General features: G+C 32.2%; 22 protein-coding genes and 7 pseudogenes. 12 read left to right on the top strand and 17 right to left on the bottom strand.

Features of this window, described 5'->3' with window-relative positions; genetic code table 11:
• Positions 1 to 13: 13 nt before the first annotated feature.
• Positions 14 to 1,210, bottom strand: a complete 1,197-nt coding sequence (locus tag LK443_RS03890) for a restriction endonuclease subunit S (RefSeq protein WP_227932201.1) — start codon at positions 1,208 to 1,210, stop codon at positions 14 to 16.
• 13 nt (positions 1,211 to 1,223) lie between these two features.
• Positions 1,224 to 2,207, bottom strand: coding sequence for a site-specific tyrosine recombinase/integron integrase (xerA, locus tag LK443_RS03885; protein WP_227932199.1), 984 nt, complete (start codon positions 2,205 to 2,207; stop codon positions 1,224 to 1,226).
• A gap of 95 nt (positions 2,208 to 2,302) precedes the next feature.
• Between xerA and LK443_RS03880 the strand changes: the two genes are divergently transcribed.
• The gene (locus LK443_RS03880) at positions 2,303 to 2,902 is read left to right on the top strand and encodes a restriction endonuclease subunit S (RefSeq protein ID WP_227932197.1); all 600 of its coding nucleotides are present in this window, start codon (positions 2,303 to 2,305) and stop codon (positions 2,900 to 2,902) included.
• Here the strand turns inward: LK443_RS03880 and LK443_RS03875 are convergent.
• Genes LK443_RS03875 through LK443_RS03865 form a run of 3 tightly spaced genes read right to left on the bottom strand, consistent with a single transcriptional unit; the run spans position 2,899 to position 5,134 of the window.
• Positions 2,899 to 3,399, bottom strand: a complete 501-nt coding sequence (locus LK443_RS03875; RefSeq protein WP_227932195.1) for a restriction endonuclease subunit S — start codon at positions 3,397 to 3,399, stop codon at positions 2,899 to 2,901. The two genes, LK443_RS03880 and LK443_RS03875, sit on opposite strands and share 4 nt — an antisense overlap.
• On the bottom strand, positions 3,389 to 4,921 hold the full coding sequence (locus tag LK443_RS03870) for a type I restriction-modification system subunit M (protein ID WP_227932194.1): 1,533 nt from the start codon (positions 4,919 to 4,921) through the stop codon (positions 3,389 to 3,391). Before LK443_RS03870 ends, LK443_RS03875 begins: the two co-directional genes overlap by 11 nt.
• A gap of 3 nt (positions 4,922 to 4,924) precedes the next feature.
• A complete protein-coding gene (locus tag LK443_RS03865) occupies positions 4,925 to 5,134 on the bottom strand; it encodes a helix-turn-helix domain-containing protein (RefSeq protein ID WP_009644028.1) in 210 nt (69 codons plus the stop codon).
• A 107-nt stretch (positions 5,135 to 5,241) separates the two neighbouring features.
• Between LK443_RS03865 and LK443_RS03860 the strand changes: the two genes are divergently transcribed.
• On the top strand, positions 5,242 to 5,505 hold the full coding sequence (locus LK443_RS03860; RefSeq protein ID WP_227932192.1) for a DUF2513 domain-containing protein: 264 nt from the start codon (positions 5,242 to 5,244) through the stop codon (positions 5,503 to 5,505).
• A gap of 321 nt (positions 5,506 to 5,826) precedes the next feature.
• Here LK443_RS03860 and LK443_RS03855 read toward each other — a convergent pair whose 3' ends face one another.
• From LK443_RS03855 to LK443_RS03835, 6 genes and pseudogenes are all read right to left on the bottom strand, one after another.
• Positions 5,827 to 6,666: a KilA-N domain-containing protein gene (locus LK443_RS03855; protein WP_227932190.1), complete on the bottom strand. Its 840-nt coding sequence runs from the start codon at positions 6,664 to 6,666 to the stop codon at positions 5,827 to 5,829.
• A gap of 393 nt (positions 6,667 to 7,059) precedes the next feature.
• Positions 7,060 to 7,269 (bottom strand): helix-turn-helix domain-containing protein, encoded by a 210-nt coding sequence (locus tag LK443_RS03850; RefSeq protein WP_227932188.1) that lies wholly within the window; start codon positions 7,267 to 7,269, stop codon positions 7,060 to 7,062.
• Positions 7,270 to 7,280: 11 nt separating this feature from the next.
• Positions 7,281 to 10,268, bottom strand: coding sequence for a DEAD/DEAH box helicase (locus LK443_RS03845; RefSeq protein ID WP_227932187.1), 2,988 nt, complete (start codon positions 10,266 to 10,268; stop codon positions 7,281 to 7,283).
• Between the two features lie 17 nt (positions 10,269 to 10,285).
• Positions 10,286 to 10,375 (bottom strand): annotated as a pseudogene (locus LK443_RS09530) (sigma-70 family RNA polymerase sigma factor); the annotation flags it as partial.
• Between the two features lie 8 nt (positions 10,376 to 10,383).
• A pseudogene (locus LK443_RS03840) lies at positions 10,384 to 10,473 on the bottom strand (energy-coupling factor transporter transmembrane protein EcfT); the annotation flags it as partial.
• Positions 10,463 to 10,942: pseudogene (locus LK443_RS03835) on the bottom strand (ATP-binding cassette domain-containing protein); the annotation flags it as partial. The pseudogenes LK443_RS03835 and LK443_RS03840, both read right to left, overlap by 11 nt.
• Positions 10,943 to 10,944: 2 nt before the next feature.
• Between LK443_RS03835 and LK443_RS09525 the strand changes: the two are divergent.
• From LK443_RS09525 to LK443_RS03805, 7 genes and pseudogenes are all read left to right on the top strand, one after another.
• Positions 10,945 to 11,107: pseudogene (locus LK443_RS09525) on the top strand (DNA-binding protein); the annotation flags it as partial.
• A gap of 343 nt (positions 11,108 to 11,450) precedes the next feature.
• On the top strand, positions 11,451 to 11,654 hold the full coding sequence (locus LK443_RS03830) for a PLDc N-terminal domain-containing protein (RefSeq protein ID WP_227932185.1): 204 nt from the start codon (positions 11,451 to 11,453) through the stop codon (positions 11,652 to 11,654).
• Complete coding sequence (locus tag LK443_RS03825) at positions 11,654 to 12,568, top strand: ABC transporter ATP-binding protein (RefSeq protein ID WP_227932183.1); 915 nt, start codon at positions 11,654 to 11,656, stop codon at positions 12,566 to 12,568. The genes LK443_RS03830 and LK443_RS03825 overlap by 1 nt, the downstream gene beginning before the upstream one ends.
• Positions 12,565 to 13,332 carry an ABC transporter permease gene (locus LK443_RS03820; RefSeq protein WP_227932181.1) on the top strand — a complete coding sequence of 256 codons (768 nt, stop codon included), beginning with the start codon at positions 12,565 to 12,567 and terminating at the stop codon, positions 13,330 to 13,332. The genes LK443_RS03825 and LK443_RS03820 overlap by 4 nt, the downstream gene beginning before the upstream one ends.
• 13 nt (positions 13,333 to 13,345) lie before the next feature.
• A complete protein-coding gene (locus LK443_RS03815) occupies positions 13,346 to 14,449 on the top strand; it encodes a helix-turn-helix domain-containing protein (RefSeq protein ID WP_227932179.1) in 1,104 nt (367 codons plus the stop codon).
• A gap of 1,056 nt (positions 14,450 to 15,505) precedes the next feature.
• Complete coding sequence (locus LK443_RS03810) at positions 15,506 to 17,053, top strand: hypothetical protein (RefSeq protein WP_227932178.1); 1,548 nt, start codon at positions 15,506 to 15,508, stop codon at positions 17,051 to 17,053.
• A complete protein-coding gene (locus tag LK443_RS03805; RefSeq protein ID WP_227932176.1) occupies positions 17,025 to 17,630 on the top strand; it encodes a response regulator transcription factor in 606 nt (201 codons plus the stop codon). The genes LK443_RS03810 and LK443_RS03805 overlap by 29 nt, the downstream gene beginning before the upstream one ends.
• 326 nt (positions 17,631 to 17,956) lie before the next feature.
• Here LK443_RS03805 and LK443_RS03800 read toward each other — a convergent pair whose 3' ends face one another.
• Together LK443_RS03800 and LK443_RS03795 are read right to left on the bottom strand one after the other, a co-directional pair.
• Entirely contained in the window at positions 17,957 to 19,174 is a 1,218-nt protein-coding gene (locus LK443_RS03800; RefSeq protein WP_002835202.1) for a tyrosine-type recombinase/integrase, read from the bottom strand.
• A gap of 81 nt (positions 19,175 to 19,255) precedes the next feature.
• A complete protein-coding gene (locus tag LK443_RS03795) occupies positions 19,256 to 19,459 on the bottom strand; it encodes an excisionase (protein WP_000814512.1) in 204 nt (67 codons plus the stop codon).
• On the opposite strand from LK443_RS03795, the pseudogene LK443_RS03790 reads away from it, so the two are divergent.
• Positions 19,443 to 19,691 (top strand): annotated as a pseudogene (locus tag LK443_RS03790) (hypothetical protein). The gene LK443_RS03795 and the pseudogene LK443_RS03790 sit on opposite strands and share 17 nt — an antisense overlap.
• A 224-nt stretch (positions 19,692 to 19,915) precedes the next feature.
• On the opposite strand, the gene LK443_RS03785 reads toward LK443_RS03790, so the two are convergent.
• The gene (locus tag LK443_RS03785) at positions 19,916 to 20,146 is read right to left on the bottom strand and encodes a helix-turn-helix domain-containing protein (protein WP_000857133.1); all 231 of its coding nucleotides are present in this window, start codon (positions 20,144 to 20,146) and stop codon (positions 19,916 to 19,918) included.
• On the bottom strand, positions 20,143 to 20,565 hold the full coding sequence (locus LK443_RS03780) for a sigma-70 family RNA polymerase sigma factor (RefSeq protein WP_000804599.1): 423 nt from the start codon (positions 20,563 to 20,565) through the stop codon (positions 20,143 to 20,145). The genes LK443_RS03785 and LK443_RS03780 overlap by 4 nt, the downstream gene beginning before the upstream one ends.
• Before the next feature lie 503 nt (positions 20,566 to 21,068).
• On the opposite strand from LK443_RS03780, the gene LK443_RS03775 reads away from it, so the two are divergent.
• Together LK443_RS03775 and LK443_RS03770 are read left to right on the top strand one after the other, a co-directional pair.
• A complete protein-coding gene (locus LK443_RS03775; RefSeq protein WP_001227347.1) occupies positions 21,069 to 21,422 on the top strand; it encodes a helix-turn-helix transcriptional regulator in 354 nt (117 codons plus the stop codon).
• 180 nt (positions 21,423 to 21,602) lie between these two features.
• Positions 21,603 to 23,093, top strand: a pseudogene (locus tag LK443_RS03770) (IS1182 family transposase); the annotation flags it as partial.
• A 206-nt stretch (positions 23,094 to 23,299) separates the two neighbouring features.
• Here LK443_RS03770 and LK443_RS09445 read toward each other — a convergent pair.
• Positions 23,300 to 23,458 (bottom strand): annotated as a pseudogene (locus LK443_RS09445) (cysteine-rich KTR domain-containing protein); the annotation flags it as partial.
• Between the two features lie 118 nt (positions 23,459 to 23,576).
• Complete coding sequence (gene tet(M) / locus LK443_RS03760; protein ID WP_039931034.1) at positions 23,577 to 25,496, bottom strand: tetracycline resistance ribosomal protection protein Tet(M); 1,920 nt, start codon at positions 25,494 to 25,496, stop codon at positions 23,577 to 23,579.
• Positions 25,497 to 25,502 lie beyond the last annotated feature (6 nt).

Genomic DNA, 25,502 nt, shown 5'->3' with positions numbered 1-25,502 from the left:
ATAATTTAGCGGCTTAAAGGTCGATGTTGGAGACATCAAGCTCACCGGACATTAGTTTTGGTAAGAGTGTGTCACGTAAGGCTTCGAGATGTTTGTTTTCGACGATAAGATTATTTTGCTGATTCAACATGGGAGTTAGTAATGCGATAATCTCATTTTGCTTTGTAATTGGAGGCAATACAAATTCATATTTCAACAAATAGTTAATTTTCATATTTGGACGCACAGATGTTTCACTTTCTATACAAGAAATATAATTTGAAAAATCTTCTGTCTGAAATTGTCTGAATAAGTACAAAGGCAGGACATTTGATGTATTCACAGTTAAACGTATCAAACCATTGTTATATACTGCTGGTAAATCTTCAGGAATAATTGTATTAAGACCGAGAGATGCTGTTCTTGTTACCACTATATCATCTTTGTGTAGTTGATAGCGTTTGAAAACATCATCCGTAACTTTGGTAAACCCCCAATCGTGGAAACTGCGATTATTCGTCATATCACCAACTCGAATACATCTTATTCCTGTATCGTAATCTACCATGGGAGCCTTTTGAATAGCGTCTGCCCCAGTATTAGCAGATAAAACAACATCCTTAACCGTTGTCAAATCATAAAATTTATTCGACGAAAGATATTCGTTGAATAATGCTTGCATTTGCTGCTCTAAATTATTGTTTATTGCTTCATTCTTCTTAATTTTTTCGTCTATACTTGAAAGAATACTTACCAAAGCATCTTGTTTCTTTCTCTCAATTAGAGGAATCGGCATTTTCCCAAGAGTTTGAGCATTTATGTTTCCACGTGTGCTACCAGTATTAAAGCAGTTAATCCAGTCCTTATGCTGTTTAGATTGACAGAAATACTTTATATATTTAGGATTTACTTTTTTCTCATCAATACTGAATTTAATAAGAAATCCTGCATATACCAACTCCCCGTCTGTTCCATCGTAAAAATAATTTCTTCCAGTACTTGCTCCTGTTCTTGCAAATACAATATCGTTCGGTTTTAAAAGATATTCCGAAGCTTTATCATCATCAACCGATTTCAAATCTTGTAGATTGAGAGTTCCGTCATCTTTTATATCTGTAATTCTCAAATAGGTATATAAATCTCTTGAAAAAGGAACGGCACTTGCACCAATTCCGTATGAACCTTTTTCGTCTACCGTTAGTGAAGCTAACGTTGTGATTTGTTCAGCCATAATCTTTTCCTCTCTATCCAATATATTTTCTATGAGCAATTTTTACATTGCTTTGTTTAACCATTGCATATTGCAAGGTCGTATCTATCTTCCTATGTCCTAAAAGTTGTTGCAATTGCTCAATTGGCATTCCCTTATCTATTGCCATCGTTGCAAGGGTACGTCTGAATTTATGTGGGTGTACTTTTTGCAAGCCTAATTTCTTTCCGTATTCCCTTAATCTCACTTCAATCCCGCCAATTTTTAATCTATCGTGTGGCGATTTCAGCGATACAAACAGTGCCGGATTATCGTCTGTTCTGCTTTCTAAGTAATTCTGCAAATGTATCTTTGTTCTTGCATCAAAGTAAACAACTCTTTCTTTACTGCCCTTACCGAAAACAATACATTCTCTCTCATTGAAATCAATATCATTGCGATTAAGTAGCACCATTTCTCCTACACGCATACCGGTAGAAGCAAGCATATCTATAATTGCTAAATCTCTCAGTTCTGTGCAGTTATCCCTCATAAGCTCCAACGCTTCATCGGAATAGGTTTCCTTTATGTTTGTGCCAGTTTTAACTTTGTGTATACGTCGTACCGGACTTTTCAGTATATAGTCCTCATCTTCCAACCAAGAAAAGAAACTTGAAAGAATACGGCGTATATTGTCTATTGTAACTTTACTTGACTTTTTCTTTTCCTGATACTCTGTCAGGTATTCTCTTATATCATCTGTAACTATATGTTTGACATCTTTTTTGAGTTCATCAAGCATAGCTTCAATAGTAGATTTGTAGTATTTGAGAGATTTCTCTGAACAACCCTCTATTCTCTTTGCCGATAAGAACAGTTCTACAAAGTTCTGCTCCGAAGTTTTCTTTTGTTGCTTGCTTTCTGTTACATCATAACTTGCAAGGGTATATTGCAAAACTTCTTGTAACTTTTCGTTTTGTGCGTTGTTCAAGTATGGCAACATTCCTTGAACAATATCTTTGATTAAATCTTGTTTCACAGTCAATCCTCCTTATTTATTCTTAGAGAACGGCTATGGGGCGGAAGTCCCCTGATATTAACTTCTGCCACCCACAGAAGTTATGGGTATGTTATATGCTAAACAATAATTTAGAGCAACAAGCTCAGGTAATTTTTGATGCTATGTTTCCGAGTATATCAAATGGAGAAAATACTATCGGAGATATCATAACGCCTAAAAGAGGCAAGGGCTTACTATCAAAAAATGCTATATTCGGAAATGTTCCAGTTGTTGCCGGCGGGTTGGAACCATCAACTTATCATAATGTAGCTAATACATTAGCTCCTGTTCTTGCTATATCTGCTTCAGGTGCAAATTCGGGATATGTTAGCTTATGGAATATACCAATTTGGTCATCCGACTCATCTTTTATTGATAGTTCAATGACAGACGATGTTTATTTTTGGTATGTACTATTAAAAAATCGGCAGAAAGAAATATACGATGCTCAAACTGGTTCTGCGCAGCCGCACATTTATCCTCAGCATATAGCTGCTATGCCTATAAGCAACTTAGACTTTGATAATGTCCGCAACTACACAGCCACAGTAACACCGATTTTTGAGATGATTGGTCACAACAAAGCTGAAAATACCCGCTTAGCAGACTTGAGGGATACCCTTTTACCACGTTTGATGTCCGGCGAGCTTGATGTTTCTAAAATCGAGATTTAAGCCGCTAAATTATTGTTTATCGCATTATTGAGTTCAATCTTATCGTCTATCATTTCCAAATATCGAGCAATTTTATTTTGTTCTTCTACATCTTCTGGAATGTCAACTTCCAAGCCGCTAATATCATTCCTGTTTACAGAACCAAATACTGTACCACTCTCCTTTTTAAGCAAGTGAGAAATATAATATTTCATCATGTAAAACAAAAAACTCTGATTGCCATTCTTCATTCTCAATGAACAAACACCACGACCTAAGCACATATCCACCGGAGTAATATTAAGAGCTCCAACAGGTGCTCTAACGCTCATTATCACATCGCCTGCTTTAGCAGATTTTGTCATTACCGTTGTATACGTATCAAAAGTAGGATACTTAAATCCAAATGTTCTGTTTCCTTGTAAAAAAGGATAGCCATTCTTTTCTGTGTTATAGTATTCAGATTTAGGCGATTGCCCCATTGTTACATCTACAATTTCTTCCAGTTTACACTTCATAACCAATCGCCCCCAGTTTCTTTCTAATTTCCTCTTCCAGTTCATGAGATTTCTCAAACATACCCGAAAGCTCTGAGGTCAGCCTTTTCATCTTTTCCTCAAAAGGCTCTCCGTCATCTTTTTGCTCTTCAATGCCCACATATCGACCGGGAGTTAAGATATAATCTTGTTTTGCTATATCTTCTATTGTAGCTATAGCAGAAAATCCCTTTTTCTCCTCTAATTCTCCATTCTGAAAATCTTCAAATATTTTTGCTAACAAGTCAATATCTCCAAGACTTCCGTCTGCTTGTATACCTTCTGTAAAATCTCTATGCTTTCTATCAACCATATATCCCATTTTTCTGGCATCAATAAATAGAGTCTTCCCTTTTTGTTTTTTATTTTTTGTAATAAACCACAAGGTCACAGGAATAGTCACGCTATAAAACAATTGCGTCGGCAAAGCAACAATCCCTTCAACGAGATCATCTTCTATAATCTTCTTCCTTATTTCTCCTTCTCCTGAAGATTGGGATGACAATGCACCGTTAGCGAGTACTAAGCCTATTTTTCCATTCGGTGCTAAGTGGTGAATCATATGTTGTATCCACGCATAGTTTGCATTTCCCGATGGTGGAGTTCCATATTTCCATCTAACATCATCTTTTAATTTATCTGCACCCCAATTAGAAAGATTAAACGGTGGATTTGCCATAATGAAATCCGATTTTAATGTTTTATGGATGTCATTAAAGAATGTATCGGCATGATAAGATCCGAAATTGGCATCAATTCCTCTTATTGCCATATTCATTTTCGCCATCTTCCATGTATCTGCATTAGATTCCTGTCCATAAACAGAAATATTCCCTCGATTGTCGCTATGAGCCTGTACAAATTTTTCACTCTGTACAAACATACCACCACTGCCGCAACAAGGGTCATACACTCGGCAATTATTGAAAGGTTTTAGTATGGCAACGATAGTCTTTACAATACTTGAAGGCGTATAAAATTCACCGCCCTTCGTTCCTTCGTAGGCAGCAAATTGAGCAATACAATACTCATATGTTCTCCCCAGTAAATCTTTACTTGCCTCTGTTCCATCCATTTTTACTTCGTTAGTAAATAAGTCAACAACTTCCCCTAATACTCTTTTATCCAAATCAGGGCTGGCATAGTTCTTAGGCAAAACATTTTTTAAGCTTGCATTTTCTTTTTCGATTGCCCTCATGGCGTCATCAATTACTGTGCCAATTTCAGGTGTATGTGCAGCAGAAGAAATCTTGCTCCAACGAGCTTCTTCCGGTACAAAGAAAATATTTTCTTCTGTATATGCATCCCTATCGTTTTCAAAGCCATCGCCTTCTTTTAAAAGTTCCTCATAACGTTTTTCAAAGGCACTGGATATATAACGAAGAAAAATAAGTCCGACAATTACTTTTCTATATTCAGCAGCAGGAATATGTCCCCAAAGAACACAAGCTGCGTCCCAAATTTGTTTTTCAAAACCTATATTTACATTGTTTTTTCCAGCCATTCTCTATTCACCATCCTCTTCAAATTCCATAATATCGTCTAAAGTACAGTCCAAAGCTTTGCAAATCTTCCCTAAAACTTCCACCGTCACATTATCGTTCTTATTAAGTTTATTGATAGTATATGTACTAACTCCGGCTATGTGAGCTAACTCTTTCTTTTTCATATCCCTATCCAATAAAATATGCCATAACTTTTTATAATTAGCTTTCATTAAATTTCCTCACTTTCTATGAATCCCTAAACCTAATTTAGAACATTATACCATATTTAGGCACTCAAATATAGCGTTCTCTCCATTTTTGTTTCAAATTTTATAAATTGCTGAATTGTAAAATTTTAAAAGAAGCTGGATTGATCAATTACTATAATGCTCAGTATGCTGATAACTCATTATACTTTTTTTCAGTTGGTTCATTAACTTGGGAAGGACATGATTTTTTAGATAAAATTAGAGAAGATACTACATGGAATAATGTCAAGAAGATAATTAAAGATAAAGCTCTGCCGTTTACATTAGAAGTTGCTAAAACCATCGCCACAGATTTGTTGGCAGTTTCGATGAAAGCAGCATTAAACTTATAAATGATAAAAAACAAAAAAGCAACTAGGATTTTTCTCTTAGTTGCTTTTTGTATTCCTTGAAAATTATTCTTCAGGTGACCAATTTCTAAAATTTGCAAGCATTTTGCAAGCACAACACTCACAGAACAGCTATTTATAAGGCTTTAGTGCCTATTTTTAACTATTCCCATTCTTCTTTCCCAAACGTCCGATATATCCCAAACCATTCAAAATACATGTTTTTATTTTTTCTAATATCACCAAATTCATCTAATTATAGGACGTTTTCAAATTTTTAGTCCCGTCCCAGTCCCAGTCCCGGACAATAACTCTATAATAATTTTACTTAGGTAGTTTTTTAATGTCTAATTGGTTTAATTTCTCTAAAGATATAAGTTGTGTCTTTGCAAGATTTCTAAGTTCAATCATTCTATCTCTTTGTTCTAATCCTTTTTCAATTAAAATTGCATTATAGGATTCCATATTAGCAAGTACTAATAGTTCATTAAGGCTTGCATAATCTCTCATATTTCCTTTTAAGTCGGAATTTTCTTCACGCCACTGTTTTGCTCTTTTATTAAAGAGTGCAACATTCAACATATCTGCTTCACTTGCATATTTAAATGATAACTGTTCATCTGTAAGGTCTTTTAATAAATGCTCTTTAATGGCATCTGTATGAATCTTATAATTGATTTTTGATATTTCTCTATGCAGATTCCAAGATAATGATAATTTTGAATTTTCATCTTCTTTAAGTCTTTGATAATCTTTAATTATATAAAGTTCAAATTCTGCAGATATCCATGAAGCAAATTTAAAAGCTATATCTTTATGAGCATATGTGCCACCATATCTACCCAACTTTACGAATAGACCTACTGCATTAGTTGTTTTCTGCCACTTTTGAGGTGATAAAGTAAAAGCGTTACTACCAGCCTCTTTTAAATACCCCTCGAATTCGAGGGGGTTAAAATCTGGATTATTTAACTGCTCCCAAATACCAAGATATTCTATTGTGTTATAGTTTCGCATCCAATTTGAAACAACTACATTGGGTTCTTCCTTGTTTTTGTATTTTGCTATATCAGTAAGACTTATATAGTCATTTTTAAAATCTTCAGTATAAACCTCAATATTAAAGCCTTTAGCAGAAATTTTTTCTTTTTTAATTTTTGACAATATACTCCCTCCTTCTCCTGGCTTAATCTTTATTACTTGTATTATAACATAAAAAATGGCCAGGGCACCGTATGATTCCCGACCTAATCTTATGATTAAATTAAATATCCCAAATCACTAATTGCCAAATGCTATAAGCCAGTTTACTCATGTATATAATTTTTCTCTTTTTATTTTATACGCTATTTTTCGGTTAAAACTCCCACTCAATAATTACCACATTATATTTGTTTCTTATTTTCATAAAACAGTATCTATTTAGTTTCTATTCTTGAGTGTTTTATACTTATTTTTTATAGTTTTTGAGTTTTTTAGTATTAAAATAGTATCAACAGTGATACTGTTATTCTACAGCAAAACTAATAATTTATTTATAATACATATACTCTGTATTCATATAACTTTTGCACATTCTACAATCTCTGAAATATCACAGTCTAATGTGTTACAAATCCTAAGCAAAACATCTGTAGTTACATTTTGCCCATTCTTTATTTTGTAGAATGTACTTTTACTCACATTTGCCTTTTCCATAAGTTCATTGTTTGTCATATCTAAATCTATTAGTTTTTTAAACAAATTTTTATATGAAAACTTTCTCATTTTTATCTCCTTTACTCGCTTCCAATTACCAATAATTCTTGGACTTTACCCGTATTTTTTATAAATGCTGTTGCAGCAGAAAGTATAGTTCCAATTTTATCCGGAATTTGAAGAGACTTACTGATTGCAGGTTGTACAACATATACTTTTACTTGCAATACTTTCGGTCCTTGCAATATTTTTTTTAAGGTTTTAAATTCTCCCCTAATAAATTTCTCACTACTTTCTCTTGACACCCTATCATTAATTTTCCTAAGAAGCATCGCCTTAGAGGAAACCCAAATAGTACTTTTTATCGCCTGCTGAGTTACTTCATACACATCCCCTACTGACGAATTATATTTTCTTCCTTTCTTTGCTTTACAATGGTACATTTCCACATAAATGAAATCTCCATTTTCTTCAATAGTAATAAAGTCCGCAATTTCACCTGTTCCATGATCAAATATGATATGTGAAAACTTGGATTCTTTTTCTAAGTAATTTCTAAGTCCATCTTGAATAGAAATCATTCCACCAGTTCCAGTTCCACATTCTAAACTTGTATCGACCTTCATATCATCCCATTTCAACGCACAAATTCGTTTTGAATCATATTTTCCCAATTCTAAGTTCCCTTTTAAGACTTCTTGTCCACAATAAACAGTATCATTCGCCGTCTTAAAAGAGAGAGGATTATTAGAAAAATATTCTGCCAAAGAATATTCTTCTTTTCCATTTTTACAAATAAACTCTTTCTTTTCTGAGCTATAGTTTCCCATTAGATCACAGCTTATAACTTCGGATTTATCAAATAGTTCAACTTTAAATTTGATGATATTATTATTTACCTCTATAATTTTAAATATAACATCTGTAATCAATGCTTTTTCATCCAGATTGCCGCTATATGCTATAGTACAAGGAGATATATACGATTTCTTATCCAAGAAGCAAAACAATATATCACTTTCATATTCTACAATCCTAACGGGGATTGGTAACTTATCATAATTTGTATTTGTTTTTACTTTTAATTTATCGTTAGAAATTTTTTCTCCAAATAAATCACACCACTTAATATATTCAGGAATAGTAAAGTAAGAGCTACTCCAAAATTTTGATCCACTACTATAACCAATTGTACTTTCGTAACCATCTTTTTTAACCTTACAAAATGCATGCCCTGCAGAAACCATTTTTCCTGTTGTTTCATCAATTGATGTAGCTGTATTTGATCCAGCATAAATCCTATAAGATTCTCCACTTTCTGAATACCTATTCTGCATTCCAGTGTTGAAAAATTCATACTCAGAAAAATCTGCCAGCACTCTATTCATTTCATCTCTTGGAATCTTATCGTAATTTTCTACAAAAGATTCTACTATTGATTCATACACTGCTTCAGTTTTATTTTGTGAATATATAAACAGCAACTTGGTGCTTGATTGATAATGTACAATATATAATCCAAATTCATTATTTAATAGACTATCTCCAGCTAACCATAATGGTGTACTACTTATCTTGGAGATTCCTACGATAGAATTAGTTTCTTCACTTCTATATATATTTTCCCCAACTTTTAATTCTTCTGGGAAATTTCCATATATATCAAAGTTTGAAACTTTATATACTTTTGCATGGCAATTAGGTCGAATATTATTCAAAGATATCGACTCATCCTGATCTTCAGGTTTTGTGAAATTGTTCAAAATTTCATTAGCTTCTAGATTGCCCTCTATTTTTTCCTCTGACATGCTTATTATCATATCTTGCCATGCAACATCACTTGAATATAATTTATGATTTTCAATTTTAAGATTATCATCATTCATAGCAATAAACTTTGCAGTACCTATTTTTTCAGCATTAGTTCTTGCAAAACGACCAATGAATTGGAGAGTACTAGCAAGAGATTTATGCGGTTCATGTATTGCTGCAATTTTTAAATTAGGAAAATCAAACCCTTCGCCCAACATATCTACACAAATCACACCATCAAGTTCTTTTTTCTTAAGTAGCATTATGGTTTTTTCAACAGTTCTTGTAGACATTGCACTATCAATTCGTTTCAATTTTAAATTCGTAATATTTTCATATAAATTTTCTAATTCTTTTGCTTTATCTTTAGTGTCAGTTCTTACCATCAAAAAATGATCATATCCACTTTCTCTATCATTCAGTAGAATTCTTTCTGCCTCTAAAGCAATTCTTTTATCCTTTTCAGTCCCTTCCTCTATTGGATTAAACATTATTTCGCCAAATATTCCGTCTTTATATGCTCTAGATAGTGGATAGTTATAAACTGTCTTCCCTTTTATTTCTTTTTTATCCAATCTAAAAGGAGTGGCTGTAACAAGTAAAGATGGAACATTTATCATATTTTTTAATATTCGTTGCCATGTTGGAGCGGGAACATGATGTGCTTCATCAATAATAATATAGTCAAAAACATTTTTTATCTGCGCTTCAGAAATTGATGCAGCCACCTGATGGGTAGCTACCACTACATCAGCATTTAAAATTTCATCATCTACTTCTATACGATATAGATGCTTAGCTTCATATATGTTTGGAGCATTAGTATCTTTTGAAAATACTCCCACATATTTTAATGTTCTTAAACTTGCATAATCGTTTGCAATTTGCCCCCTGACCATAGCACTAGGAGTAACAATTAAGACCTTTGATTTTTTTAAAATATATGGTGCCATCATAATTACTGTCGTTTTCCCAGAGCCTGTGGGCATAACAATAACAGCGGAATCTTTTGAATTAAGTGTTGCATAAGAAGCAACAGCATGTATTGCTCCTATTTGAGCATTTCGAAGTCCCGCCTCTTTTCCTTCTGCAATTGGAAATCTTAAATTTTCATATAAATTGCTAAAATAACTGATTATAATCACCTCCAAACATTTCATTTTATTATACAACAATAAATACTCTTTTTCAAATAAGATATTCTCTTTTTTCGAACTCATGCATATATTTAAAAGGTCAAGCACCTTTTCTGACACTTAACCTTTCCTAGTTTTTATATTTTATCTTTTAATATCTCTCTTAGTTTTTCTAAAATCTTATCCCTCCTTTTGCTGGTTGCAAGATAACGTACTTTTTTCTTTTTTATCTATTGACCTTAGAGCTTATAAAAAAGCTCGTAAATCCAACAATTGGAAGTAGAGTAAGCTTTATTCTCGGATCAATAGTTTTTCTATCTGCCAAGCTTCCTACCTCCTCTCATCTTGTCTAATATATGAAATTTGTTACTTTCACTCATATTTAAAACAGTTTCTATTTTCCCATCTCCCATTACCCACAGCTCGCTCACTGTGTTTGCTAAAAACTCAAAATCGTGACTTATTACCAAAACTGTTGTCCCATTTTTTAATTGTTCTTCAATCATTTTTGCCACCGAAAGCATTGAGTCTTTATCACAAACTGATGTTGGTTCATCATAGATAAAAACTTTTGCCTGTTTAATCATTCCACAAGCTATTGTCAGTCTTTGTTTTTCTCCTCTTGATAGAGCAAACAGATGCTTATCTATATATTTATCTAAGCCAAGTACATTCAAAATAAACTGTGCCTTTTAGGTATTTTCTTTTTTATCTTTACTTGAAATACTAAGTAGCATTTCATCAATTACGCTTTCCTAAAGCAACTGATAGTCTGAATCTTGAAAGACAAAATATAAACATTGATAATAACGGAAAGGAATATAAAAATGCTCGTATTTTCTCTTCTTAGCTCTTAAAAGCAAAAGAACAAGTAAAGGAATCAAGATAAGAATAAAAAGTCCATATTAAGGCAAATAAAAAGCTTTAAGACAGATGACAAAGCTAACTCAAATAAGTAAGTTCATAGCAATTGTACATAGATATAAATCGGATTGTATAATCACGTTATGTAGTATTGATGTAAAGAAAATAAGATTATAAAAGTATTGGAATCAATGCTTTATGGGGGTTATAAAAGCTCTTATAAAACATTTTTATTTTAGAAATATCTTAAATGTTTTTTCAAAAACTATGTAATTTTTATATTATTGAGAGGTATTAACTAATCTCATGATATTTAACAATAAATACATAAGATAAGTTTACTTGTAGTTGATAAAAATAGGATAAGTTAATTAATGGTTTCTTGACGGTTGATTAAGTAAAATTATATGATATATATAAATAAAGGAGGTTTATAAAATGCCAGATATTATTAGAGAATACTTGCCGATACTTATACCTATTGTTATTTTAGAAATTGCACTTATGATTTATTCCTTAAGACATGTTTTAAAACATGATAGATATAAATTTGGAAGCAGAACTATGTGGATTTTAATTGTTATTTTTATTCAAATTATTGGACCTATCCTATACTTAACAATAGGTAGGGAGGAAGAATAATGGATGCACTAAAAATCGAAAACCTTCATAAATCCTTTGGAAAAAACAAAATTATTAATGGGTTATCCATGTCCATTCCTGAAAATACAATCTTTGGGTTTTTAGGCAAAAATGGTGCTGGAAAAACTACGACAATGAAAATGATTTTAGGATTTTTGAAAAAGGATGAAGGTTCCATTGAAGTCTTTGGAGAAGAAGTAAGCTTTGGTCAGTCAAAAACTAATCGATTTATAGGGTATCTTCCAGATGTCCCTGAATTTTATGGCTATATGACTGCAAAAGAATATCTAAATTTATGTGGGTCTATAACTGGTCTTAGTAAAAATGAAATCAAAAACAAGAGCGAGGAACTTTTAGAATTGGTAGGATTAAGAGATGTAAATAAAAGGATTAGCGGCTATTCTAGAGGTATGAAACAACGCTTGGGTATTGCCCAAGCGTTGTTAAATAGCCCCAAATTATTGATATGTGATGAACCTACTTCTGCCCTTGATCCACTAGGAAGAAAAGAGATATTAGACATCATATTAAAAATAAAAGACTCCACAACCGTTATTTTTTCCACACATATTTTATCGGATGTTGAAGCGATCTGTGATCATGTTGTGGTGCTTGATAAAGGAAAAAATGTACTGGAAGGTTCAATAGATGAACTTAAAAATATAAAGAGGAAAAATACAATTAAAATTAGGTTTAAGTCGAATGAAGAACTAAAGATATTTAAGTCACTAGATAAATTTTCAAATCTGGTAACAAATGAAAAAGGAGATACTCTGTACTTAACAGATGAAGACAATCAACTAAAAGACCTGGATATTTTATACGAGCTATATAAGTTAAACATATTTCCTCTAGAAATAAAAATAGAAGAACCTACATTAGAAAATATTTTTATGGAGGTGACGAAAGCATGAGGATATTTTTATCTCTATTAAAGAAAGAAGCTATTGAAGGTGCAAGGACTAAAAAAATGATTTCTACCCTTATCCTGTTCTTGTTTATCGGGTTAATAAGTCCTTTGACAGCAAAATTAACTCCCATGATACTTCAATCCATAGCTACAGGGAATATAGATATTAACGTAGCACCACCCTCAGAAATTGACTCTTGGACACAATTCTTTAAAAATATTAGTCAAATAGGTATGTTTGGATTAGCCATTATACTAAGTACACAAATGGCAAATGAATTCCAAAAGGGCACTTTGATTAATTTGTTATCTAAGGGACTGCCAAGGTATCAAGTCGTGCTATCTAAGATTTTTTATAATTTTATTTTGTGGTTTATTGCTTACTTTTGCTCATTTATACTCGCTTATTTCTACACAAAGTACTTTTTCAGGATTTCATTTCCTATAAGAAATATACTTATGGCAGCCTTGCTTCCTTTTATATTTGGATTATTTTTAATATCCTTAGAGATATTAGCTGGAGTGATTTCAGGAAATGTTATAGGTACATTAATATTAACAACGGCTGGGATTGTGATTCAACTTATATTATCCATTCGAGATGAAATTGTTAAATACATGCCTATCGCATTAATAGGAAAGCCTGTGAACCTTATAAAAGGAATTGGATATGATGACTACTATGTACCGATTATTACAGGTAGCATTTTGCTTATAATATGCATCGTAATTTCGATTGCTGTAATAAACAAAAAACAAATCAGTTAGGGGGTAAAATAGAATGCTAAAAATTGGAGAAAATATTCTTCAGAAGCGAAAAGAAAGAGGCATAACACAGGAAGAATTAGCAGAATTCATGATGGTAACAAAGGCATCCGTATCAAAATGGGAGACAGGTCAAAGCTATCCAGATATTTTACTTCTACCAAAACTTGCCACTTTCTTTAATATAAGTGTGGATGAACTAATAGGATATGACCCAGATTTATCTTCAGCTCAAATACAAAAATTCTATATAGACTTAGAGAATCGTGTCCCTGATGCAGGTATGGATAGTATCATAGAAGAAATAAAAATCAAAATAAAACAATACTATTCTTGTTTTGAACTCCTATACTATATGGCTTTGTTTATTTTGAACCATTGTGATTTAGCAACTTACGATGTAAAAAAAGAAGAATATCTCGAATACGCAAATAATATACTAAAGAGAGTGTGTGAGGATTCGAAAGATCCTATACTTAAAGACAAATCACTGAGCTTGAGGGCAGCTTGCTTGATCAGTTTAGGAAAATCAGAAGAAGCGTTAAACATTTTACCATCTTCTGATATGTTATCTATATCGAAAGATTGTTTAGTGGCTTCAGCTTATTTAAAAACGAAGAAAGAAAATGAAGTAGATCAAAAACTTCAAGTAATGATTTATAAGAACGTAATTGATTTAATCACTCTTCTTATGATGAAGAGTAGTTTGCATGATGACGATTGGGTCGAAACCCTGGAAAAAGTAGAGGATTTGATAGAAACTTTTAATCTCATTGAAATAAATATTTCTATCGTTTTAAATTTCTATTTATCCTTGGCAACGCACTATATCGAAGATAATAATCTCAAACTTGCTAGTCAATATGTAGAAAAATTACTCAACCTGATAGTAGAGAGCAAGGAAAAATCGTTTAAGATAAGAGGCGATGAATATTTTAATCAAATAGATGAATGGATTGATGAAAATTTATTATTATCTACTAATCCAAATAGAAGTGACGATATGATTGTTCGCTTTTATATAGATGCAATAGCGAATACTGTGAGTTTTAAAAGAATTATTTCTGGAAGAAAAGTAAATTTCTTAGTTGATAAGGTTAAGAAGATTTACTCTCTATAATTAAATAATACAATTAGATAAAAGGTTGTAATTTTGTCTGTCCATTCCTAAGTAATAGACTTTTACTTAAGTTTACACAACTTTAACAAACTGTCAATTTTTCACGAAAATTTAGAGTTGATCTAATAGGAGGATTTTTTGGTAATATGAAGAATGGTTAAAAATATATGAATACTGGTAGTATCCTTATCATGAATATATCAAAAGTTAGCTAAAGTGTAAGTCAAAAGAATATAGAGTAAGATTAGAAATGATGAGATAAAAATCTTAGGAGAATAAAATGGACAAAAAGAACTTATGGCTTATATTGGCAATAATCGCGTTTATTACACTTATATTATCAATATACATGTCATATAAAACAGGAAAGACTGAATATGCATGGATAATTGGTTCTACGCTTTTTGGCATAGGGTGTGGAGATAAGTATAGAAAGCTGAAAAATAAATAAACTATTATAACTTTGCTGACAATAGGAACAATACTCAGACTAATTGTTTATTCCTTGAAGATAAGACAAAAGATTTGGAGAGTTTAAAGCAAGGAGATTTTATAAAAATCTTTGGACAAGTAAAAACAAGCATTGACAACAACGGGAAAAAACATAAAAATGTTCGTATTTTGTCTTCTAAGCCCTTAAAATCAAAATAACAAAGAGTCAAGATAAGGATAAAAAGTCCATATTAGGGCAAATAAAAATCTTTAATACAGATGACAAAGCTAAGTCAAATAAGAAAGACCATAACAAAGGAGCAGAGAGATAAATATCGGCAGTCTTCGGACTGCCTTTATTTTTTTGTCATATTTAAATAGTGACGTTATAAAATTATGGTAGGTATGATACACAAAAGTTAGCTGTAATTATATCTTAATACGTCTATAATAGTATTAAAAGCTGAAGTTAAAATAGAAACACAAAAATATTACAATATATTGAAATTTGTAATTAATACCAGAATCTTATGTATAATTTTAATAGATCTTTTTTCGTAAGTAAGAAAATCAAATTTTTTATAGATAAAGATTATTGGATTTAAAATTTAAAAGGAGGGCAGGATGAAAAAACAAAATTTAATTTTAATTATTCATATATTACTGCAAGTTATTTTATTTATTCCCATAGCACCATTTATAAGATATCAGCAGACATTAGATATAGGGATTTTAATAGATTTTTTACTAAGTATGATAAATTTTATAGCTTATATTATATGCGTGTTAAATTCTGAAAAAAATTATATACTGACTCATAGCATAGTTGTTGAATTATTTATTATTTTTATTTTTTTAGAAGAATTAATATTAAGAAACCTGTCGATAGGGAAGTATATCGAACTATTAATGTATAGCTTGATACTATTTGCAAGTTTCAATCTTTTAAGCTCATCAAATAGAATTAAGTTCATGCCATTAATTACAACTTTAGGTATTATTGTATCAATAATAATGATGAAATTTAATACTTATTTAGCATCTTCAATATTTAATTATGTTGTGATTATTTTATTATTGACTCCAATCATATTATATTCAAATGATAAGAATATTAGAAAATATGAAAGCAAGACAATTATAATATTGCAAACCTTTTTTATAATAACTTTTTTCATATACAAGAAGTATGAATCTAGGGGTCTTGTTTTTATAAGTGAATATCAACTATTTACATGTATCTTCATTGAATCTATATTGTTGTATAGGATTAGTAAGACGAAAATCAAAAGCGGTTTATTATTTTTCTCCCGTTCTTTGAAAAAAATATTTCCTGAATTTATAATTTTGTTTCTAATGCTTCATTTTACATTATTATCTTTTTCAGGAGTTATAGTATTTTCTTTAAGCTTTTTCATATTTTTGGTAGAATTTAGCCTGTTCGAAAAACATAGAAAATCCAATTATATAACTTTCGAGGAGATGTTGGATAACTATTATGTTGAAAAACATAGAAATTTAGAAATTGATAAACTGAATACTTTAAAGATACAGACATTTTTACATGATGACATTCTACAGATTATAATAGCTATAAGAAGGTGGATAGAAGATAATCTTTCAGGATCTGGCAAAAAATACATTATAGAAAATTTGGATAAACTAAACGATTTAATCCGTCATGAAATAAATTCATTTAATCCAATGCTCAATGATTATAGTTCTCTATATGACGCATATAGCAGACTTATAGTTGATATAGAAAATATGTATTTAGATAATGAAATGCTTATAGAATTTGAATGTGATAGAAATATTGATCTGCCCAGTCCTTATGCTGAATTGATTTACAAATGTATCAATGAATTATTAATAAATGCACTAAAACATTCAAAAGGATATAGTACAGATATTGTTCTAATAATTTTAGAAGATAAAATTCATCTTGCCATAAAAAATTATGGGGACTATTTAGAAGATGAAGAAAAAATAGTAGAGGGAAATATAGGATTAAATATTTTAAGATTAAACTTAGGAGAATATGGCGGAAAATTTGATTTTAATTTTTCCAATAATCAAAATGAACTAGATGAATCATTTGTAGAATTTAAAATAGAAGTTCCAGTAGAGAGGAGTGTAGTAAATGAAAATCTTATTAATAGAAGATCATAAAATGGTTGCAACTTCTTTAAAAATGAGCTTAGAAACGGACGAATCTATTTATGTAGATATAGTAAATAATGTTAGAGACCTATGTATAAATGAATCTGTCCTTAACTATGACTTGTTGCTAATAGATATTAATTTAACAGGAATAGAAGGAACGATAAATGGTTTAGATGTGGCTGAAGAATTGATAAATAAGTATGAAGATCTAAAAATAGTAATATTAACAGCGTATAAATTAGACTTTTATATTAAAAGAGCAAAAAGAATTGGATGTAAAGGATTTATTTCCAAAGAAGAAGAGACATCTAAACTAATAGAGGATATAAAATCTATCGCCTTGAAAGGCAAAGCGATCTTTCCAGAAGATAATCATATGTTAGAGCCATTAACGAAAAGTGAAATTCATATAGTTAAACTATATTCAAACGGACTATCAAGGAAAGAGTTAGCCAAAGAGCTAAATACAAATGTAAGAAGTCTGGCAGTATCTTTATCAAGAATATATCAAAAGTTAGGCGTTAGAAATTACCAAGAAATGATAGATAAAGTGCGTGAATTAGGATATGTTGATTCATTCTAAATATGAGCATTAGAATTTTATGATTCTAGTGCTTTTTTTATTCACAAAAGTTAGCTGAAATGAAATTTAATTTATATTAGAATGTTAAAAGAATGAGTCATGTAATATATATTTTATGTTAATGAGTATAGAAGTAACTTATTTTTAGTATTAAACAAAGTATAAATTTCTAATTATCTTTTTATATTTTCTTAAATGCTCGTAAAGCCTTATTCTATGTGCTTTCGAGTATTTTTACTGTAGGAAGATACTTCACGTTTCTTTGCATATTTCCTCATGTCTTAGCTGTCAGAAGTGGTAAATAAGTAGTAAATTCATTTGTACTACTAAGCAACAAGACGCTCCTGTTGCTTCTCTTTATTCAAGCGTTTCATCTCTGACATTGCGGAATCAAATGTTGCGTGTGCGTAATAGTTCAGCGTCATGGCTATATTTGCATGCCCCATAATGTATTGTAATGCTTTTGGGTTCATTCCTGCATTTGCATAGTTGGTACAGAATGTATGTCGCAAACTATGTGGAGTGATGTGTGGTAACTTATCATCATTATACTTGTTGTATTTCTTAACAAGACCTTTCATCATACCATTATAGTCACTCGCCACTTTTGGATAGTTCTTTCTATTAAGAAAGAGGAAATCACTATATCCATCAATCTCAACACGCTTATCATTCTTTCGATTCGCTAACACTCGCTTAAATGCTTGATAGGCTTCTTCAACCATAGGAACTTGACGTTCACCACTTTTGGTCTTTGGTGTTTCAATGTAGTACCCAATTTCAGTATCTCTCAATAGCTGATGGTCTATATTGACAAGACGATTCTCAAAATCTAAATCTGGAAGTGTCAAACCACCAAACTCTGAAATACGAAGACCTGTTTTTAAGAGTATCAGAATTTCATCATAATTTTTGCTGTAGGTTTTATCAGCTTTCGCAAAGGCTAACAGTTTTTCTTCCTGTTCTCCTGTTAGTACGGTCTTAGGGACAGTATCATCATCAAGAACTGCATTCAGTTGAAAGTCAAATGGATTCTTCCGAACACAATCATCTTGTATCGCAATGTAGAATGAAGCCTTTAAAGAACGTTTATAGTTATTGATGGTTTGATAGGCATAACCATTTTCACTCATTCTAATCGCCCATTCTTTAGCGTCTGATGGTTTAATACTATCAATACTTCTTGCACCTAACTTGTCTTTCTTCAAAATATCCATAAGATATTTGCGTCCAGTTTCAGTATTTTTTCTAACCTTTGGTCTTTGAGCGTTCTGTTTTGCGTAAAGCTGGCAGAGTGTCATTTTCTTTCCTACAACATCAATACCATCATGAATGTCTTTCTGTAACTCTGCGATTTTCTCCCTAAGTGAGATACAATCACGCTTTCCTGCTGGTACTCTGTCTGTAGCCACAAGTTTCCACGAGTAAACAAATTGCGGTTCTCCAAATGAATCTGTATATTTGTATAAGTATCTTCCGTCTTTTCGTTGGCTCTCTCCAGTCTTTAAAATTCGACCTTTATTGTCACGTCTTTTTTCTGACATGGCATTTGCTCCTTTCCATTATGGAAAGAGCCCTGATACGACTTAATACTATTTTATCATATACAAGACCCTTTGGCTACGCTAGATTGCATTCAATGTATCTATAATTTTTTCAAATTGTTTTCGTTTAACCTGAATACGATTGCCATTCATAATCAGCCAGTTTGCATTTTTATTTTCTTCTGCCAAACGACGCAGCTTGTTTTCGCCAATACGAAAATATTTTGACGCTTCTTCAATAGTTAGGGTATAACGCTCCCAAATCGGAATGTCAGTCTGCTTCATAAAATCCTCCTTTCCAAATCACTTATTGGATTTCATAAAAGTTGTTTTACAAGCAATCGAACAGCTCTAGCAAAGCTCACGGGAGTTCCACCCCTGCATGGTTCTCATGTAGCCATACTCATTGCCTGCGACGCTTTTAACGCTCGGACTATTGACTGTATGGGAGTATCATTATCACGATAAGAAAGTCGTCGCTGGCAATCCTGCTAAAGATTGTTTTTCGGAACACTAACTGAAACGCTCGCTATCTTTAGAAGATAGGTCATGGCGGTTAGCTCCGTTGGCTCTTTTCTTATCGAAACGTATTCAATTACTTTTATTCAGTTTTCAAAGAACAATGGCTCGTTAGCCTATCAAAACACATTGAAAGCTCAATATGCTTTGATGGAATAACAAACCTCCCTGTTCGGGAAGCGTGGAATAGTATGGCACGCTTCCACGAAAAGAGAGAGGTTATTACTTAATTTCAAATGACAGAATCTTTGTAATCAGTCTGGTTTCCATTCTTCCACGTAAGACTTCATCAACGACCATACTTTGATTGCCATATTCATCTTTCATAAGTCGTAGGGAACGTTTCGTTATGTACCCTCTGTAATGATGTAGAATCTGGTTAATCGCTTCTGTATCGCCATCTGTTGCCTTTACAATGAGAGGAAAGGGAATCATAGGATATTGTGTTTTCATTCTTCAAATTCCTCCATAAACTTTTTGATTAAGGCTAGTCCACTGGTTCTATGCCGATAGACAGTAGAACGGTTCAATTTCAACAGGTCTGCAATTTCTGAATCGCTCATGTCCATAAAGTAAAACAGCAGTAGAATTTCACGTTTCTTGTCTGGCAACTCACGTAATGCTTCACTCAATAAATCATTTTCAACACCAACTGATATTCCATTGAGTGTAAAAATCTGAAAGTCAGTTGAATAGTTATCTGTTGTCGCAAACTGGCTAACAAGATAATCGCCAACATCAGAAAAGGACACTTCACGCTTTGCGATCCTTGAAAGATAAAGCAGATAATTCTTTCGCTCGTCTTCCATAGCACGTTTACAGATATAGTCAAACTGATTTTCTATTGTGGTCTGAAAAAAAGATGGTTTCATGTTTCTCACCCCCTTTCTGTCTAGGAAAGGAAGTGAGCCTTGCTCTTTTATCTCCTTTCACTCTTAGTCCCAATGTGAAAGGGGGATTTGTTGCATTACTGATGAATAAACTTTGTAAAAAAGTTCTGAATAACCAAAAAAGCACACAAACAGATTGATTTCTCTGTTTACATGCTTTTATTTTTCTATCTATATGATTTATAAAACCACATTGGTGGACGTACTTATCTATTGCAGATAGACGACTTTTTTTGATAAATACTCAATGTGGGGAACTTGATTGTATGTGATATACTTCATGGCGACTTTGACCTCCAACAAACCGCCATTTGGAAGTAAGATACAATATTTTAACAGCATAAATAGCACTACCATATAACGGTTTTTTTATTGGCGTTTAGTAGTGCTTTTTATTAAATATGAACCTATAAACTATATAACATGTTTTTCTATACCTGTTTCTAATTCAATAGGAACAGTAAAATGTATAGAGGTGGTCTACTATGCGTAAAAAAGAAGATAAATATGATTTTAGAGCCTTTGGTTTAGCCATTAAAGAAGCTCGATTGAAACGAGGTTTAACTCGTGAACAAGTGGGAGCATTGATTGAAATTGACCCACGTTACTTAACTAATATTGAAAATAAGGGGCAACACCCCAGCATACAAGTTCTTTATGACCTTGTATCGTTACTTCATGTTTCCGTTGATGAATTTTTCTTACCTGCTAATAACTTGGTAAAAAGCACCCGACGATTACAGATAGAGAAATACATGGATAGCTTTACAGACAAAGAACTATCCTTAATGGAATCTTTAGCCAGCGGTATCAACGAAGCAAGAAACATCGAAGACTAATTAAAAGAATCCATACATAACGGAAAGAGAGGCTGGGCAAAAAGTCTCAAAAATAGAAGAAAGCACTATAAAATTCTGAAACAGGATTTTATAGTGCTTTTTAGTCTTATAAATTAAACATAGGAGTCTACCTCTGTTATAATAAGTTTGAATGAAATAAAATAAGAAAGGGTGACTCCTATGTACAAAAATTATACCACACCAACAGATACTTTAGAACTAAATTTTACATTAACCGTCCCTAAAAACCACATTGCTCAATTTATTAATCAGTTTGTAGATTCTATTCCAGATTCTATTATCTTTCCTAATACAACATCAAAAATGGGTAGACCTGCTCATCATCCTCGTATGTTATTAAAAATGATTCTCTTCGCTTATACTCGTTCTACGTATAGTGGTAGAAAAATTGTTCAATTAAATGAAGAAAATATTCCGATGCAGTGGCTTTCTCAACAAACTTATGTCTGTTACCATGTTATTAATAATTTTAGAAGTAATGAACAGTTTTCCTCTATCATTAAAAACATTTTCGTATACTTTACTTTATTACTCCAACACTATCATATTATTGATTCAGATAGTTTATTTATTGATGGTACAAAAGTTCAAGCAGATGCCAATCGTTATTCATTTGTATGGCGTAAAGCTATTGAAAGATATGATGAAGCTTTAAATGAAAAAATTAGTACATTATATGATCAATTAATTCAAAATCAAGTGAATATTGCTTTATCAGAAGAAGAAAAAATTACTGAATATGGTGTTCATGCCATGATTGAAGCTACTAATAACTCTCTAGAACAGTTAGAAGAACTCATTGAAGAAGAACCTAAACATATTGTTGGTGGTTCTAAAAACAAACAGAAAAAACGCTTGTTAAATTCTTTTAAACGTCAACTTGAAAAAGATTTTCTGCCTCGTAAAGAAAAATATACGATAGCTAAGGAAACATTTGATAACCGGAATAGTTATTCTAAAACAGATAACGATGCTACTTTTATGTGTATGAAAGAAGATGCCATGAAAAATCGAGAATTAAAACCTGGCTATAATCTTCAAATCGCAACGAATCATCAATATGTTTTAGGTTTTGATGTATTTCCTAATCCTACAGATATGCGTACTCTTAAACCATTTTTAAATTCATTTAAACTATTAGACAAATTTTCTATTATTATTGCGGATGCTGGATACGGTAGTGAAGAAAACTATCAATTGATTCTTGAAGAGTATGAAAAGACACCTTTGATTCCTTACACAATGTACGAAAAAGAACAAACGAAGAAATTTAAAAATGATCCATCTAATAGACAAAATTGGTATTACAATGAAGAGGAAGATTATTATATTGATCATTTAGGTGTAAAATTTAGTTTTAAATATTATTCAACAAGAAACGATAAGAATGGATTTACTCGTAGATTTAAAGTGTATGAGACAGATTCAATTCAAGAAACAGAAGCATTGGATGAATTAGCGAAAACTCCTACTGGACAACAACGTCAAATCCGTGTAAACCAAGTTTGGGAATCTTATAAAGAAACGATTAAAGAAGCGTTACATAGTGACCGTGGAAGTAGTATATATGCTCAACGAAAAATTGAAGTTGAGCCAGTTTTCGGTCAAATGAAGCGCAATTTTGGCATGCGCAGAACTCATGTTAGAGGTAAAAATGCAGTTCATAATGACATTGGTCTGCTCTTTTTAGGGATGAATTTGCAGAGATTAAGGAAATATATCTTAAATAATATGAATCAAGGGTGGTTTATCCCCCTTGATTTTACTGAATTTATTAAAAAGCACGTCCTAATTTTGATTTCAGTCAAAATCGGGACGTGCTTTCTTCTATTTTTGAGACTTTTTGCCCAGCCTCTCTGCGTCTTTGCGTCTGGCTCTGTAATCACAGTTACTTTGAACTGCTTTATTTCAATTAAATTTTCTTGTCTGCATTTCGGACAATAGAGGGGGAATTTTTTTAATTCAGTATCTTCCCTTATCTTTAATCGTGTTTTATTTCCACATACAGGACACAATATCCACTTGTAGTTTATAATAACTATCTCCTCCTTTACACTTTAATTCAAATCTTTATTAAAGAATATTTCATCTTATTTAACAAGAAACCATATTTATATAACAACATAAAATACACTAAGTTATTTTATTGAACATATATCGTACTTTATCTATCCTACTATTTGGACGACGGGGCTGGCAAACAGGTTCACCGGTAGTAACATGGTACCCTTTTAACTCTGTTAAACAAACACTACGTCCATTTGTAAAGAAAGTTAAATCACTACGATATTCTTGAATACATCGAGCAGGGATTTCTCCACTAAGAATGACCTCATTATTTTTCAATTGAGTGTCTACGATGTTCGCACAATATTTAGGAGCATCGTTGTATGCTCGTGAAAGATATTCCTGTGGCGCATAAATTTTAAAACTAAGATATGGCTCTAACAATTCTGTTCCAGCTTTTTTTAAGACTTGTTCCAATACAATAGGAGCAAGCATTCGAAAATCTGCTGGGGTACTAACAGGGCTATAGTATAAGCCATACTTAAAACAGATTTTACAGTCCGTCACATTCCAACCATACAATCCTTGTTCACAGCCATAGCGTATCCCCTCCATAACTGCATTTTGAAACGATTGATTTAAGTATCCAAGAGAAACCGAGCTCTCATACTGTACTCCGCTCCCTAATGGAAGCGGTGCTACAGATAGACCAATGGAAGCCCAGAAAGGATTCGGTGGAACTTCGATGTGAATGGTATATTCTGCATTTTTTAACGGTCTCTCCATATAAATGACTGTAGGCTCTTTTAGTTCTATCTCCACATGATACTTTTCTTGCAACAGTGCACTAATCACTTCCATTTGTACTTTCCCTAAGAAAGAAAGTATAATTTCATGTGTCGTAGAATCCACGTAATATCGTAGAAGCGGATCACTATCTGAGATTTCCAAAAGGGCATCAAGCAACATTTCTCTCTGTTCAGGTTTACTCGGTTCAACAGTTGTTTGTAGTAGAGGGTGCGGATTTTCAATCTTTTTTCTCTGTGGCAATAGTTTTGTATCTCCAAGAACACTATTTAACTTCAAAAACTCATTTTGCAAAATAACAATTTCTCCAGAATAAGCTCTATCAATCTTACATAATTCACCATTTATTGAAGTATACATTTCTGTAACTTTTATTTTTTCTTTTTCTGATACTCTAACCGAATCTCGTAAATGTAGTACTCCACTATAAAGGCGTATATATGCAAGACGTTGTCTTTTTTTTGTATATTCAATTTTGAAAACATTTCCGCAAAGTTCAGACGGACCTCGATGTGTTGATGAATAAAATTTATTAGTAATAACTTCTATAAGGTTATCAATCCCTATATTACTTTTTGCACTTCCATGATAAAGAGGGAACAGAGAACAATTCTGAAATCTTATGCTTTCCTCTTGTTCGAGTTCCAATGCTTCTAATGATTTACCGGACATATATTTCTCTAAAAGGTCATCGTTTCCCTCTATTACCGTATCCCATTGTTCAGATTCGGTAAAGTTCGTCACACACATATTAGGATACAGTTCTACCTTCTGTTTGATTACAATTTCGGCAGAAAGTTTCTCTTTAATATCCTGATAAACCGTTGATAAATCAATTCCATTTTGGTCAATCTTATTGATAAAAAAGATTGTGGGAATCCCCATTTTCCTAAGTGCATGAAATAATATACGAGTTTGTGCTTGTACGCCATCTTTTGCAGAAATCAGTAGAATTGCCCCATCTAAAACTGATAATGAACGATATACTTCTGCTAAGAAATCCATATGTCCTGGCGTGTCTATGATGTTCACCTTCGTATTTTCCCACTGAAAAGAGGTTATTCCTGTCTGAATTGTAATTCCTCTCTGACGTTCTAAAAGCGTATTATCCGTCCTCGTTGTACCTTTGTCCACGCTTCCTAATTCTGTAATCGCTCCACTGTTATATAATAAGCTTTCTGTTAAGGTAGTTTTTCCTGCATCAACATGAGCTAAAACTCCAATATTAATAATTTTCATGTGATT

Source organism: Granulicatella elegans (genome assembly GCF_020735385.1).
In the GTDB taxonomy this organism is placed as follows: domain Bacteria; phylum Bacillota; class Bacilli; order Lactobacillales; family Aerococcaceae; genus Granulicatella; species Granulicatella elegans_B.
The sequence above is the reverse complement of the archived record's forward strand: the minus strand, read 5'-3'. Positions and strand labels throughout refer to the sequence as shown.

Coding starts and splice junctions, on each gene's coding strand:
- LK443_RS03890 (WP_227932201.1), bottom strand. CDS start 1,210: ATGGCTGAACAAATCACAACGTTAGCTTCACTAACGGTAGACGAAAAA.
- LK443_RS03880 (WP_227932197.1), top strand. CDS start 2,303: ATGCTAAACAATAATTTAGAGCAACAAGCTCAGGTAATTTTTGATGCT.
- LK443_RS03875 (WP_227932195.1), bottom strand. CDS start 3,399: ATGAAGTGTAAACTGGAAGAAATTGTAGATGTAACAATGGGGCAATCG.
- LK443_RS03870 (WP_227932194.1), bottom strand. CDS start 4,921: ATGGCTGGAAAAAACAATGTAAATATAGGTTTTGAAAAACAAATTTGG.
- LK443_RS03865 (WP_009644028.1), bottom strand. CDS start 5,134: ATGAAAGCTAATTATAAAAAGTTATGGCATATTTTATTGGATAGGGAT.
- LK443_RS03850 (WP_227932188.1), bottom strand. CDS start 7,269: ATGAGAAAGTTTTCATATAAAAATTTGTTTAAAAAACTAATAGATTTA.
- LK443_RS03830 (WP_227932185.1), top strand. CDS start 11,451: ATGCCAGATATTATTAGAGAATACTTGCCGATACTTATACCTATTGTT.
- LK443_RS03825 (WP_227932183.1), top strand. CDS start 11,654: ATGGATGCACTAAAAATCGAAAACCTTCATAAATCCTTTGGAAAAAAC.
- LK443_RS03820 (WP_227932181.1), top strand. CDS start 12,565: ATGAGGATATTTTTATCTCTATTAAAGAAAGAAGCTATTGAAGGTGCA.
- LK443_RS03815 (WP_227932179.1), top strand. CDS start 13,346: ATGCTAAAAATTGGAGAAAATATTCTTCAGAAGCGAAAAGAAAGAGGC.
- LK443_RS03810 (WP_227932178.1), top strand. CDS start 15,506: ATGAAAAAACAAAATTTAATTTTAATTATTCATATATTACTGCAAGTT.
- LK443_RS03805 (WP_227932176.1), top strand. CDS start 17,025: ATGAAAATCTTATTAATAGAAGATCATAAAATGGTTGCAACTTCTTTA.
- LK443_RS03800 (WP_002835202.1), bottom strand. CDS start 19,174: ATGTCAGAAAAAAGACGTGACAATAAAGGTCGAATTTTAAAGACTGGA.
- LK443_RS03795 (WP_000814512.1), bottom strand. CDS start 19,459: ATGAAGCAGACTGACATTCCGATTTGGGAGCGTTATACCCTAACTATT.
- LK443_RS03785 (WP_000857133.1), bottom strand. CDS start 20,146: ATGAAAACACAATATCCTATGATTCCCTTTCCTCTCATTGTAAAGGCA.
- LK443_RS03780 (WP_000804599.1), bottom strand. CDS start 20,565: ATGAAACCATCTTTTTTTCAGACCACAATAGAAAATCAGTTTGACTAT.
- LK443_RS03775 (WP_001227347.1), top strand. CDS start 21,069: ATGCGTAAAAAAGAAGATAAATATGATTTTAGAGCCTTTGGTTTAGCC.